This window comes from Streptomyces sp. NPDC056144, from assembly GCF_042264145.1.
In the GTDB taxonomy this organism is placed as follows: Bacteria; Actinomycetota; Actinomycetes; order Streptomycetales; family Streptomycetaceae; genus Streptomyces.
This window is the reverse complement of sequence record NZ_JBHJVF010000002.1, coordinates 289,823-302,121: the sequence shown is the minus strand read 5'-3', so window position 1 is coordinate 302,121 and position 12,299 is coordinate 289,823. Positions and strand designations below refer to the sequence as shown.

15 protein-coding genes are annotated in these 12,299 nt (G+C 70.6%); 11 read left to right on the top strand and 4 right to left on the bottom strand.

Going from position 1 to position 12,299, the window contains the following annotated elements:
* The first annotated feature begins 134 nt into the window (after window positions 1-134).
* A complete protein-coding gene (locus ACFC0Z_RS07935) occupies window positions 135-692 on the top strand; it encodes a Uma2 family endonuclease (RefSeq protein ID WP_376433965.1) in 558 nt (185 codons plus the stop codon).
* 55 nt (window positions 693-747) lie between these two features.
* On the opposite strand, the gene ACFC0Z_RS07930 is transcribed toward ACFC0Z_RS07935, so the two are convergent.
* Complete coding sequence (locus ACFC0Z_RS07930; RefSeq protein ID WP_376433963.1) at window positions 748-1,188, bottom strand: hypothetical protein; 441 nt, start codon at window positions 1,186-1,188, stop codon at window positions 748-750.
* Between the two features lie 72 nt (window positions 1,189-1,260).
* Here ACFC0Z_RS07930 and ACFC0Z_RS07925 point away from each other — a divergent pair, with 72 nt between their 5' ends.
* The 3 genes from ACFC0Z_RS07925 to ACFC0Z_RS07915 all read left to right on the top strand — a co-directional run bounded on the left by ACFC0Z_RS07925 (window position 1,261) and on the right by ACFC0Z_RS07915 (window position 2,309).
* Entirely contained in the window at window positions 1,261-1,509 is a 249-nt protein-coding gene (locus ACFC0Z_RS07925; RefSeq protein WP_376433961.1) for a colicin E3/pyocin S6 family cytotoxin, read from the top strand.
* Between the two features lie 13 nt (window positions 1,510-1,522).
* The gene (locus ACFC0Z_RS07920) at window positions 1,523-1,756 is read left to right on the top strand and encodes a hypothetical protein (RefSeq protein ID WP_376433959.1); all 234 of its coding nucleotides are present in this window, start codon (window positions 1,523-1,525) and stop codon (window positions 1,754-1,756) included.
* A gap of 373 nt (window positions 1,757-2,129) precedes the next feature.
* Window positions 2,130-2,309 (top strand): LuxR C-terminal-related transcriptional regulator, encoded by a 180-nt coding sequence (locus ACFC0Z_RS07915; RefSeq protein ID WP_376433957.1) that lies wholly within the window; start codon window positions 2,130-2,132, stop codon window positions 2,307-2,309.
* A 22-nt stretch (window positions 2,310-2,331) separates the two neighbouring features.
* Here ACFC0Z_RS07915 and ACFC0Z_RS07910 read toward each other — a convergent pair whose 3' ends face one another.
* Window positions 2,332-2,688, bottom strand: a complete 357-nt coding sequence (locus tag ACFC0Z_RS07910; protein WP_376433955.1) for a GNAT family N-acetyltransferase — start codon at window positions 2,686-2,688, stop codon at window positions 2,332-2,334.
* 32 nt (window positions 2,689-2,720) lie between these two features.
* Complete coding sequence (locus ACFC0Z_RS07905) at window positions 2,721-3,650, bottom strand: pirin family protein (RefSeq protein WP_376433953.1); 930 nt, start codon at window positions 3,648-3,650, stop codon at window positions 2,721-2,723.
* Between the two features lie 93 nt (window positions 3,651-3,743).
* Between ACFC0Z_RS07905 and ACFC0Z_RS07900 the strand changes: the two genes are divergently transcribed.
* Complete coding sequence (locus tag ACFC0Z_RS07900; protein ID WP_376433951.1) at window positions 3,744-4,235, top strand: carboxymuconolactone decarboxylase family protein; 492 nt, start codon at window positions 3,744-3,746, stop codon at window positions 4,233-4,235.
* 138 nt (window positions 4,236-4,373) lie between these two features.
* Here ACFC0Z_RS07900 and hutH read toward each other — a convergent pair whose 3' ends face one another.
* Window positions 4,374-5,879, bottom strand: a complete 1,506-nt coding sequence (gene hutH / locus ACFC0Z_RS07895; RefSeq protein ID WP_376433949.1) for a histidine ammonia-lyase — start codon at window positions 5,877-5,879, stop codon at window positions 4,374-4,376.
* Between the two features lie 273 nt (window positions 5,880-6,152).
* On the opposite strand from hutH, the gene ACFC0Z_RS07890 reads away from it, so the two are divergent.
* From ACFC0Z_RS07890 to ACFC0Z_RS07865, 6 genes are all read left to right on the top strand, one after another.
* Window positions 6,153-7,472, top strand: coding sequence for a phenylacetate--CoA ligase family protein (locus tag ACFC0Z_RS07890; protein ID WP_376433947.1), 1,320 nt, complete (start codon window positions 6,153-6,155; stop codon window positions 7,470-7,472).
* A gap of 4 nt (window positions 7,473-7,476) precedes the next feature.
* Window positions 7,477-9,195: a prenyltransferase/squalene oxidase repeat-containing protein gene (locus tag ACFC0Z_RS07885; protein ID WP_376433945.1), complete on the top strand. Its 1,719-nt coding sequence runs from the start codon at window positions 7,477-7,479 to the stop codon at window positions 9,193-9,195.
* A 28-nt stretch (window positions 9,196-9,223) separates the two neighbouring features.
* Window positions 9,224-9,598, top strand: a complete 375-nt coding sequence (locus ACFC0Z_RS07880; RefSeq protein WP_376433943.1) for a hypothetical protein — start codon at window positions 9,224-9,226, stop codon at window positions 9,596-9,598.
* Window positions 9,591-9,878 carry a hypothetical protein gene (locus ACFC0Z_RS07875; RefSeq protein ID WP_376433941.1) on the top strand — a complete coding sequence of 96 codons (288 nt, stop codon included), beginning with the start codon at window positions 9,591-9,593 and terminating at the stop codon, window positions 9,876-9,878. The genes ACFC0Z_RS07880 and ACFC0Z_RS07875 overlap by 8 nt, the downstream gene beginning before the upstream one ends.
* A gap of 68 nt (window positions 9,879-9,946) precedes the next feature.
* Window positions 9,947-11,026 (top strand): AMP-binding protein, encoded by a 1,080-nt coding sequence (locus ACFC0Z_RS07870; RefSeq protein ID WP_376433939.1) that lies wholly within the window; start codon window positions 9,947-9,949, stop codon window positions 11,024-11,026.
* Entirely contained in the window at window positions 11,023-12,273 is a 1,251-nt protein-coding gene (locus tag ACFC0Z_RS07865) for a phenylacetate--CoA ligase family protein (RefSeq protein WP_376433938.1), read from the top strand. The genes ACFC0Z_RS07870 and ACFC0Z_RS07865 overlap by 4 nt, the downstream gene beginning before the upstream one ends.
* The last annotated feature ends 26 nt before the right edge of the window (window positions 12,274-12,299 follow it).

The following is a 12,299-nucleotide window of genomic DNA, read 5'->3' as shown; positions in this document are numbered from 1 at the left end:
GGGCTGTGCGCGCCCAGGCCACCCCGGGTTGCGTACCCTGGGGCGCAGGATCCATGGGGCTGCTCCCCTCACGGGAGCGACCATCCCTCCCCGGGCACACGCCGGCCACGCCGACCTCGGACACGGAAGGCGCGATGAGCACAGCGGCTGACTACCACAGCAACGAAGACCCGGAACGGGCCCTCAAGTTCGCCGTCCGACACATCAAGGGCAACCGTGCCCAGATCATCGAAGGAAACATCGAGCCCGCGACACCAACCTGGGATCACGAAGCGGCGGCGGAGGCCATCCTCGACCAGATCCGCCCCCGCGTACGACAGCTCGGGTGCGTCACCGGCTCAGGCAACCTCGACCTTCCCGGCTCGTCGAACTGGTACGTCCCCGACATCGCCTTCGTCCCCATGGCCCAGGCGAAGGGGGCCACGGCCCTGCTTCCCCAAGACACACTCCTCATCGTCGAGGTCACCTCGGAGTCCAACCGCGACACCGACCGCGTCGTCAAGCGCAAGCGGTACGCCGAGTACAACGCCCCGCTCTACCTCGTCGTCGACCGCCAGGAGCGGAGCGTCACCGTCTTCTCCGAGCCGGGCCGCCTCGGCTACACCCGCGTCGACGGCCCTCACCCCTTCGGAACGGTCATCACCCTGCCGGAGCCCTTCGGGATCGACATCGACACCGCCGAGCTGAACTGAACTGAACTGAGTCTCCGCGAGCTCACCCGATCGGCGTGAGCCTGAGCCCCTCAGGTCACCGGCCCTGGCCGTCCGTGTCGCTCTGGCGGGGTACGTGGATGGTGAGGGGGCCGGAGAAGTCGCGGCCCTGGATCGCCGTGCCGTGCACGGTTCCGCTGATGCTGTTGTGGACGGTTCCGGTCTCCACGGCCTGGGCGCGCTGCCACCACTCGTCGAGCAGCATGCGGAACTCGCCGTCGAGGGCGGCGCGCACGCCGAGGGCGGTCGCGAGCGCCTGGGCGCGGACGGGGTCGGTGGGGGCGCTCTCCAAGGCCGCTACCTCCAGTTCCCCGGAACTGAGACCGGGGGCCGGGTCCTGCCCCGGCTCCTCCTCTGCCGCACCGCGGCGGAAGGGGCGCCGGACCAACGCGGTCAGCGCCGTCCACGCGTTGCGGCCGGCCTCGGAGCCGAGGCCTCCCGCCAGGGCCGCGAGCGCTGTCGCGGTGATCGGGTCCACGTCGGGTCTTCCCCTCGGTCGGCGTGTCGGAGCCACAGCCTAGGACGGACACCGGCTGCGCCGGAGAGGCTCTTGCGACAAAGGTGGTACAAAGCGCGGCAGTTGGCTCCGGATGGCGTCCGTCCCCGAGCGGTCTGCCCGCCTTCCCCGGGGCGAAGCTCACGAAGCCGAAGACGCCCGTTCAAAGGGGCGGCGGGCCGCCGGGCCCGTTGGAAAGACGCCATGGGCAGCATCTACGAGCACGACCGCCAGCACGACACGGTCGAGGTGTACAACGAGAACGGCAAGCTCACGAGCGGACCAAACCGCGCAGTCCCATGAGGGAGGCAGGGAAGTGATTTACCGGATCGCCCAGTATCCGAAGGACGGGGACTTCACCGACGACAGGTGGGACATCTCCCACATTGGCGAGCAGACCCTGGCCGACGTGTTCGACATGACGCATCCCGGCCATCTCGGTGACACATACCTGGTGACCCAAGAGCATGCGGCAAAGCTCGGGCCGCTTACCGGGCTTGCCTTCGAGTTCGACTCTTACGAGTACTACCTGGAGCCGACCGCTGACTGACGCGTTCTCAGACGTTACGACGTACGGCCGCTGGCCGGGTTCCTGCCACAGGAGCTCGGCCTGACAGGCGCCCCGAGGCCCAGTCCGCCCGGCCGCCACGGCAGGTACGGCCAGGGCAGCACTTCCGGGCGAATCGGTGGACGCAGGTCGAGGAGGCGCCGGCACAGTTCGCGGCCGAGGTCGACGTGGCGGCTCCCTCCTCGGTGCGCGCCGCCTTCGCCCGCGCCGAGGCCCGCAGGTACCAGCAGGCCGCGCTGCGGGACTTCCGGAGCCTGCGAGCCACGGCCTGGATGAGGCAGGCGCAGCGCGGACTGCGCCTCACGGGTCGGGACGCCCGTATCCAGGCCAGGTTCGAAAGGTCGACCCTGTCGAGATGCAGGTGGCCCGGACCGTCGCTCACGGAGCGACCAACCAGGAGACTGCGGACGCCTTGCTGATGTCCGTACGGACGGTCGAGTCCCACTTGGCGCGGGCCCTGGCCGGGTCCGGAACCACCTCCCGGGCGGAGCTGATGCGCAGCCTCGCCGACCCCGTGCCCCGGAACCTGCCCTGACGAGCGGCGATTCAGCCGGGGGTCAGCGCGCCAGCTGTGCGTCGAGCCAGGTGAGGACCTCAGGGGTGACGGGGTCGGTGATGTCCGCGAACTCCTGGTGCTTGGTGAGGAACTTGGCCACGTAGGGGCAGACGGGCACGATCCGCTTGCCGGAAGCGCGGACGTCGGTGAGGGCCTGTTCGACGAGGACGGAGGCGAGTCCCTGACCGGCGTACGCGTCGTCGATCTCAGTGTGGAAGAAGACCCGCTGGTGGGCGTCGTCGCGGTCGCGGTCGCGGTACGCGGTCAGGCCCGCGCGCTTGCCGTCGACGAGGATCTCGTAGCGGTGGCGGGTGTCGACGTCGCGGACGACGGGGGCGGTGGTGGTCTGCTCGCTCATGGTGAAGGGCCTTTCGCTGCGCGGTTCGCGGTTCAGTGACGGGTGGGGTTCTTGCGAGGGGTGATGACGGCGTTGGGGAGCGCGGGAGCGGGCAGTCGTTCGCCGGGGTAGCCGGCCACGGTGCCGAAGCGGTCGGAGGCGCGCTCCCATTCCTCTCGGGCCTCGACGATGTCCTGGTGGCTGCGCCCGATGAAGTTCCACCACATGGTGATCTCCTCCTCGAAGGGCGGGCCGCCCAGGAGGACTGTCCGGGCCGGGCGGTCGGAGTCGTTGGTGAGGGTGAGGACGGTGCGGCCGGGGCCGGCGTAACCGAGCTCCGCGGGGCGCAGGGTGGTCCCGTCGAGGCGGACGTCGCCCTTGTCGACGAGGAGTCCGTGTTCGAAACCGGGGTCGACGTCGAGGGAGACGGTGGCACGGGCGTCGATCAGGATCTCGGCGCCGAGGAGCGGCGTGAACGTACGCACGGGGGAGGTGATGCCGCCGAGGCTTCCCAGGAAGACCCGCAGGTCCGCGCCGTCGACACGGAGGAGTTCGGGTGCGTGGTGCTGGAACTCGCTCGGCGCGTGGCGGTGCTCCGCGGGGAGGGCCACCCAGAGCTGGACGCCGTGGAGCGTGGTGGTGCCGGGGGTGGAGACCTCGGTGTGGCTGATGCCGTGGCCGCCGGTCATGAGGTTGATCTCACCCGGTCGTACGAAGGCGTGCGTGCCCAGGCTGTCGCGGTGCTCGATCTCCCCGCTGAACAGCCAGCTGGCGGTCTGGAGGCCGGTGTGGGGGTGGGGCGCGACGTCCATGCCTCCGGAGTCGGCGACCAGGTCGGGGCCGTAGTGGTCGGCGAAGCACCAGGCCCCGATGAGCGTGCGGGCCCGGTGCGGCAGGGTGCGCCGTACGGTCATCGCGCGCGGTCCACCCAGGGGGACGTCCCGGGCGGAGAGGACTTCGATCTCGGCCTCCGTGTGATCCATGTCCCGACACCTCTCGCAAAGTGGTTTCAATTTCAACAACTATGCGATCATAGCCCTGAAGGCAACCCTGGACGACAAGCGAAGGAGCGCAAAGTGATCGACACGTCACAGGCGGGGCAGGCCAACCGCCGGGTCTACCTCGACAAGCAGAGCCCCGCCGCCTACCAGGCCCTGGTCAAGACCGCCGACGCCGTCCGCGAGACGGCCGCCGAGGCCGGCCTGGACCGGATCCTGGTCGAGCTGGTCAACCTCCGCGTCTCCCAGCTCAACGGCTGCGCGTTCTGCCTCGACGTCCACACCCGCGCCGCGCTGCGCGCCGGCGAGACGACTCGTCGCCTCGGCGTGCTCGCCGCCTGGCGGGACACCGAGCTCTTCACCGCCCGCGAGCGCGCGGCCCTCGCCCTCGCGGAGGCCACCACCCACCCGGCCGACGCGCTTGCCCAGGAGCGGGCGTACGCGGAGGCGAGGGGGGTACTGGACGACGAAGAGATCTCCGCCGTGACCTGGGTGGCGATCACGATCAACGCCTTCAACCGCGTCTCGATCCTGAGCAAGCACCCGGTACGGGAGACTCCCGTCCGCTGACTGTGGGAGCTCTGCCCGCACGTAGCCGACGGCCGGCATCGGCGACCTGGCGTACGGTCCACGTCCCGGCGTACGGGCCGCCGCTGAAGCTGGGGGAGCACGGCGGCGACCGCCCCGCGGGCCGCGCGGAGCGGAACGTCAGACGCCACCTGCTGCCACGTTGTCGAGCAGATCGGCCGCCCGGCGCACGTCCGCGTCGAGTGGGCGGTCGGGGTCGATCGGGGGGAGGACATCCGTCAGCTGGTCGAGGAGTGCGGCGCAGGCCGGGGACGTGGGGCGGCGGGTTCCGACGTACGCGGCCTGGCGCAGCGCGAGGGCCAGTGAACCCTGGAGGAGCCGCAGCAGCTCGGCCTGTTCCAGGGCGTTCAGTGCCGCCTGGGTGCCGAAGGGGACGATGTCCTGGTTGTGTCCGTTGGTCGGCAGGCTCTGGATCGACGCGGGTGTCGCGGTGCGTCGCATCTGGGCGACGACGGCGGTGGCCGCCAACTGCACCCCCTGCACTCCGTGCTGGCGACCGGGGTCGGCGGCCAGCATGGGATTCAGGCCGCCATTGCGGTGGGGATCGACGAGCAGGTCGAGCTGGCGCTCGGCCAGGTTGCCGGTTTGCACGGCGGCCAAGGTGAGCAGGTCGGACACGAACGCGACGGGCTGCCCGAAGAAGTTGCCCCCGTGGGCTATCTCCCCGGTCTCCGGGAAGCACAGCGGATTGTCGCTGATCCCACCCAGGTCGGAGCCGATCACCTCCGCGGCGTGCCGCAGGCTGGACCCGACGGCACCGAGCAGTTGCGGGGCGCAGCGGATGCTGTACGGCTCCTGCAGGGGACGCTGCCCCGTCGGTACGGTTCCGGCGAGCAGGCCGCGCAGGGTGGCTCCGGCCTGTACGGCATCGGGGTGGCCGTAGGCGTCGAGAAGTGCCTGCGAGGCGAAGTCGGGCTCGCAGCCGAGCAGATCGGCGAGCAGCGCGGTGAGGCGGAGTGCGGTGGTGTGCGCCCGCTGCAGCCGGGCGAGGGCCAGCCCCGCCGAGGCCACTGTCAGGGACGTGCCGTTGACCAGGGCGAGGGCATCGCGGCCGTCCAGTTCCAGGGGTCGCAGCCCGGCCTGGGCGAGCGCCGCGGCGGCCGGCATCGGTGTCGTACCCGCGTAGGCGCGTCCCCGGCCGCGCAGTGCCTGGACGGCATGGGCGAGGGGGATCAGGTCGCCGCTGGCTCCCACGGAGCCGAGGCGGGGGACGGCGGGTGTGAAGTCCGTTCGCAGGGCTGCGGCGAGGGAGTCGAGGACCTCGGGGGTGACCGCGGAGTGGCCACGGGTGAGCGAGGCGAGGCGTACCAGCAGCATGGCGCGGACGACGGGGGTCGGCAGGTCCTCGCCCTGACCGCAGGTGAGGTGGGCGAGCACGTTGTCGCATTGATCGGCCGGCTGCGCCCGGCCGTCGTATCCGACGAGGGGTCCGAGGCCGGTGCTGGCTCCGTACACCACCGCTCCGGATGCGAGGCGTTCCGTGAGGAAGGCGTGGCAGGCGACGGCCCGTGCGCGTGCCTGCGGGGTGACGTGGACGTCGATCGGGTCCGCGGCGTGTTCGAGATCGGCGGGCGTGAGCCGTGCGGGCAGGGCAAGAACGTGAGCGGTCTCTTGGTGCGGCTGCATCGTGTGGCTGTCCGTCGGGTCGAGGCGGGACTGGAAAGGTCCGGCCGACAGTACAAGGACGTCTCGGTCCGAGACCCGTCCGTTGGCGGGGGCGAAACACACCTGCAACGCGCTTCACTTATGCCCCATTTTGCCGGGTGGATCATTGAGCAGGCGTGAAGAACGCGTTGCTTGTCGTTTCAACCATCGGTGATCCCTTTGCTCGGTGGCTGCCTCGTGCAAGGGTTTTTTTCGTCAGGGGATTCTTCACCCCGCTCGAAGGGAATCTTCACGATGATTCACTCCGGCCTTTTGGAAGCGTTCCATTTATCCGAGGCGCATGCGGAACGATTACGTCTGACCGATGGCGAGTTCACTGCACAGTTGATCTCGGAAAGTCAGCAAAGGAAGCTTCAGGACCTGTGGGAGCGGGCACGTCAGAGCCCTTACTACACAGCGCAGCAGGCAGTTTCCGAGAAGTCTCTGACGAACCTTCCGGTCACGCCGAAGGCAGCGCTCAAGAAGGATCCGTCGGCCTTTCTTCGGCGTACCGAAGCCCCTTATCACAAGTATTACGAGACCTCGGGTTCCACCGGAGTCCCGACCCCGACTCCGCGGCTGCCGGAGGATTCCATATGGAACACCGTGTCGGTCGCCACGATCTGGGGCCGGGTGCTGCACCCCGGTGACCGGATCGCCGCGCTGTTGCCGTCCGATGTGGCGCCCGTCTGTGATCTGGTCTCCGGCGTGGCGGAGTACCTGGGCTGCACCATGTTGCGGGCGTACCCGTTCACCCAGGGCATCTGCGACTGGGATCGACTCGAGTCGTTGTTCGACAGTTACCGGCCCCAACACGTGTTCGCTGCCCCGGGAGTGATCCTGCAGTGGACGCGTCTGCTGAAGCGACGCGGACGACTCGACCAGGTCCGCGCCGGCGTCGAGTCCCTGATGCTGCTCGGTGAGGTGAGCACCCCGTCGCTGCGGGCGCGTCTCGCCGAAATCTGGGACGCGCGGGTCATCGACGTGTCGTACGGCAGCACGGAGACGGGGACCATCGCCGCCGGCTGTGAACAGGACCGGCTGCATCTCCTGCTCCAGAGCCATGTCGCGGAGGTGCTGGACGGCGGCGTCCCGACAGCGGCCGAGCCGGGCAGCAGTGGCGAGCTGGTGGTGACCACCCTCAACAACTTCGCCCGCCCGCTGCTCAGATACGCCACGGGAGACCTGGTGACGATCGGCCACGGCGAGGACTGCGGCTGCGGACTGGGCCTGCCGGTGGTCACTGTCCACGGCCGGAGCACGGAGAACGTCACGGTCGGCGGCGTTCCGCTGTCCGCGGGCGCGATCGAGGAGGTCGTCTACTCCACTGCCGGTGTGACCGGCTATCTGGTGCAGCTCAAGCGTCCCGACGGCGTCTCCGCGCGCCTTGTCGTGGAAAGGGACGTGGATTTCCGCGGTGATCCGGAGGACCTCCACGAGACGCTCCGGAAGGAATTCGCCGACAGGGGCGTCGCATGGACGCAGGTCGCCTCCGTGGAAGAGCTTCCCCAGCTGAGCAAGGCCGGTGGCAGCCAGAAGAACTGGAAACGCACCAACATCCAGTGGGTGGGGTAGAAAAGTGTCCTTCGACTCGTTGCGGACATCGGACGGCGGAGCCCGGCAGGGCGGTGCCGACTTGTGGTGCACCTATGCCGCCGTCCGTACCCTGACCTGGCTCGGCGGAAAGCCGAACGACCCCGAGGGCACCGAGCGATTTCTGCTCGCCGCCCGGAACCAGGACGGCGGATACGCCTGGCAGAAGGGCCTGACCTCGGACGTCTGGGCCACCTACTACTGCACCCAGGCGCTCTCCGACCTCGGTGCCCCGATCCCCTCCCGGCCGGAACTCGAACAGTGGCTCGCCACCACGCGGGACGCATCCGGTGGCTTCGCGATGACCCCCGGCCAGCGGGCCGATGTGTGGGCCACCTACTACGCGGCCCGCACCCATGCCGACGTCCTCGGCACGGAGGTACCCGAGCCGGACGCCCTGCGGTCCTGGCTCGCCGCGCTGCAACGGCCCGACGGCGGACTCGGCTGGTATCCCGGATCCGGGGAATCGGACGTCCGTGCCTGCTACTACGCGGCGACCGCCTGGCAGGTCTCCTTCGGCGACGAACCCCCTCCGTGGGAACTGCCGCTGCTGCTCGGTTGGTTGGGCGAGCGCCAAGGGGCGGCGGGCGGGTACGTGTTCCACGACTCGGCCCGGGCCGACGACCTGTGGGCGACGTTCCGTGCCGTGCGCGCGCTGGCGGCGCTCGGGGCGCGGCCCGGCAGGGAGGCGGACTGCGTCGACTGGATCACCGCCAGGCAACCCGCCGGCGGTTCCTTCACCCGCTGGGACGACTACCCGGATGCCGACGTATGGGCGGCGTTCAGCGCGGTCGGCGCGCTGCAGACCCTCGGCGGCGCCCCGCGCGACGCGGACGCCGTGGCCGCCTTCCTCAAGCAGTGCGAGCTGCCCGAGGGCGGCTTCACCTACCGGCCCGTCGCCGCCGCCGGGGACAGCCTGGCCACCGCCGCACTGCTGCTCACCGAGACGGCGGCGGGCGGGGAAGCGCCGTCGGACGCCCAGGTCCGCTGGCTGCACACCGCCCATCTGTCGTACGAGGGCGGCGTGATGTACATGCCGGGGCGCGGCGCGGAGGTCCGGTGCACCTTGTGGGCCGTGTCGGCGCTCGCCGCCGCGGGGCGGGAACAGCTCGACGCGGACCGGCTGGCCTCCTGGCTGCGGCTGCTCCAGAACAGCGACGGCGGCTTCGGCTACTGGCACGGCCGGGCCTCGGACCTGGTGGCCACCGCCTCGGCCGTCGACATCCTCACCGTCCTCGGCCGCCGCACGGACGAGCTGGACACAGCCGCGCTGCGCTCCTTCGCCGACTCCTGCCGGGCCGAGACCGGCTACCGCTACTCGCCGGGCGCCGCGGTCACCGCCGCGAGCACGGCGCAAGGGCTCCGGCTGCTGCACCGACTGGGCGAGGACCCCGACCGGCCGACGCCGGACCCCCGCACGGAGGCCGGCCGCCTGCTGGCCCCGTACGCCTCCCGGCTGGGCGGCTACGGAGCGACCGCACGATCCGTTCCGGACCTGGTCTCCACCTACCAGGTCGTCCTGACCCTTCAGACGCTCCGACTCCCCGTGGATCGTCCGCCGCTGGAGCGCTTCCTGGACCGCCTGCGGTTCCCCGACGGGTCCTACGCCTGGAGCCCGCTCGGCGGTCGCGGCGGCGGCCCGCTCGCCACGGCCCTCGGCACGCTCCTCACCAGCGGTGCCCCGCTCCCCGCACTCAACCTGTGAGCGACCGCGCTCACTCCCAAGGACGGTCATGCCCACCATCACGGTCGACACCTCCGTGGACGATCCCGCTCTGCGGAAGAGCTTCACCAAGAACATCAGCCTCTGGCTGCGCACCCAGGACGTGGACATCAACCACGTCATCACCCGGTTCAGCCATCCACGGGACGGTGAACTGTTCAGCGGTCCCTTCCCCCTCACCCCGGACTTCGCGTTCGTCCGCCTCACCGTGGACCGGTCGCGGACCGAGGTCTTCCGAGAGGAGTTCGCGCTGCGCGTCGTACGCGAACTGGGGCCGCGCATCGCGCCCGAGCGTGTCTTCGTCCAGTTCGACCTCGTGGATCCGCGGCTGCATCTCACCGGCGCGGCCCTCGTGGCGACGACCGGGGGAGCGGTCCGTGACTGACACCGAAGAGGTGCTGCGCGCGGAGGTCCGGGCGGCGGTCGGGGAGATCCTGCGGGTGACCCTCGACCCGGCCGAGGACGACCGGCCGCTCAGCGTCCTGCACGAGCACTACGACAGCCTCGCCGTGATCGACTCCGTGGCCGTCGTCGAGCAGCGCACCGGGATCTCCATCGATCTCGTCGAGGACGACCTGCGGGTGACCTTCGACAGCGTCACGTCGATCGTCGGCCTGGTGCGTCGCAAACGGGCGGCGGTCTCGGTCCTGGAGAGCGGATTCTGATGGCTTCCCCGTCCGATACGCCTACCGTCGAGCACCCCGCGGCCCGCCACTCCTCGCCATCCGCGCGCGTGGACCCGCGGGAATGCCTCGACGCGGTGCTCTCCGATCGGAAGACACCGGTCGGCGCGGTGGTCGACTGGTCGCGGCTGCGGGTCGCCACCCCCGGCGATCTGCTCGCCCTGCTGCCGGCCGAAGTGCCCTTCGCGACCTCGGGTTCGACCGGACCACCGACCGTATGGCTTCGCACGCGCGAGCAGCTCGTCGACGAAACCGTCCAGTTGGCCAGGTCACTCGCCGGCTCCGAACCGGACGCGCTGGTGGTGCACGCACCGCTGCACCACCTGTACGGGATGCTGTTCGGCGCCCTGTTGCCCGCGCTGCTGGGCCGTCCCGCGCACTACGCGCACACGGTCGACCCGCTTCCCCGCGAGGCCGGACGGCTCCTGGTCGTCGCCGTACCGTCGTCGTGGTGGCGCTTCGACAGGGCTCCGGCGGAACTCGCCCGCCACGAGCGACTGACGGTCACGCACAGCACCGGACCGCTGCCGGAAGCCGCCCACCGGGTCCGGCGACGGCATCCCGGGGTGGGACTGTTCGAGGTGCACGGCTCCACCGAGACCGGCATGGTCGGGTGGCGTACGGACGAGCGGGAGGACTGGACGCTCGCCCCGGACGTGTCCCTGGCCGGATCCCTGGCCGGATCCCCGGCCGCGGCGCCCGTGCCGGGCAGGCGGACGCTGCTCGCGGTGCGCAGCCCGCGACTCGCCCGGCCGGCGGGGGGCGACCCTCCCGCGGAGCACCTCCTGGACGACGTGGTCGAGACGGTCGACGCCCGCACCTACCGGCTGGTCGGGCGGGGCGGGAAGACCGTGAACATCAACGGCCGACGAGCCGACTTGCGCGCCATCGAGGCGACGCTCCGCACCGCCGTGCCCGGCGCCGCACCCGTCTGCCTCCTCGTCGACGATCCGGTGCGCGGCGAGTGGTACGAGGTGCACATCCGCGGCGGACTCCAGGAGCGGCAGGCAGTCGAGGACGCCGCGAACCTGCTGCTGCCCGCCTGGCAGGCACCGCGCGCCGTCCACGACAGCGGTGCCCGACGCGGCGCCGACTCACCGCCACGAGCCCTTCCGAGAGGGACCCGATGACACTCTCCGCCCCCCAACTACCCGCAGCGACGCTACGGGACGTCCTCGCCAGAGTCGTGGACATACCGGAACTGCGCCCGGTCTACGAGAAGTTCCTCGACCTGGACTCCCTGACGCTCGCGGACCTCCCCGTACTGACGAAGGAGACGCTGGCCGACGCCCTCGCCGGGGTGATCCGGGTGGCCCGGTCGCGGCCGCACGGCGCGTACGTGTACGGCAGCGGCGGAACGACCGGCACGCCACGGCTGAGCCTGGTGCCGACCGGCATGTTCGTCGAGGACATCACCCGGGACTGGCAGCCGCTCGCGCCCGACGACATCCTCGTCAACTTCAACACGCCCGGCAGGATGTGGTCGTCGCACAACTTCTTCAATGCCGTCGCCCACCATGCCGGTGCCGTCACCATCCCCCTGGGCGCGGTCGGCAACGACGAACTCGCGGACTGGCTGGACTTCGTGGACCAGCTGGGCGCGACCGCCCTGGACGCGACCCCGAGCCAGATCGCCCGGATCCTGGAGTTCTGCGAAGCGACGGGCCGGCCCCAGCCCACCTTCCGCAAGCTGCTGTGGACCGGCGAGGGCTACAGCAAGCGTGCCGCCGAGATCACGAGTCGGCTGATGCCCGACGGAAGGCTGTACGGCGTGTACGGCTCGACGGAGAGCTGGGTGATCGGGGTCAACGAGCCCGGCTGCCCCACCGACACCTTCCATGTGGTGCCGTACCAGCACGTGGAGATCGAGGACGGGGTCGTCCTGGTCACCAACACCCACCCGGAGTGCGTCAATCCCATCCTGCGCTACCGGATCGGCGACCTGGGGAGGTTCGTCGACTGCCCGTGCGGGCGTCCCGACCGCGCGCTCCAGATCCTCGGCCGGGACGATCCCCAGCTGAAGTTCTCCAGCATCCTGCTGCTGCCGACGGACGTCACCGAGGTGGCACGCGCCGTAACCGGTGTCCGCGACGTGCAGTTGGTGTTGTTCCGGCACGGCCAGCCGACGGAGCGGATGGAGGTGCGGCTCCTGGTCGAGCCGGGCACCTCGCACGAGGACATCGAACGCCTCGTCCACCAGCGTGTCGTCACCCAGGTCTACAAGCTCGGCTTCGCCGTCGGTTCCTCCCCGGACCGCCTCGCCGTCCGGGTCGTGGACGAACTCGTGACCAGCGCCCAGACACAGAAGACGCCGCTCGTCGTCCACGCGGAGCAGAAGGGCGCCGCACCCGCTCCGCCCGCCGGCGGCCGGGGCTGACGCACCGGCGGCACCGTGGACACCCA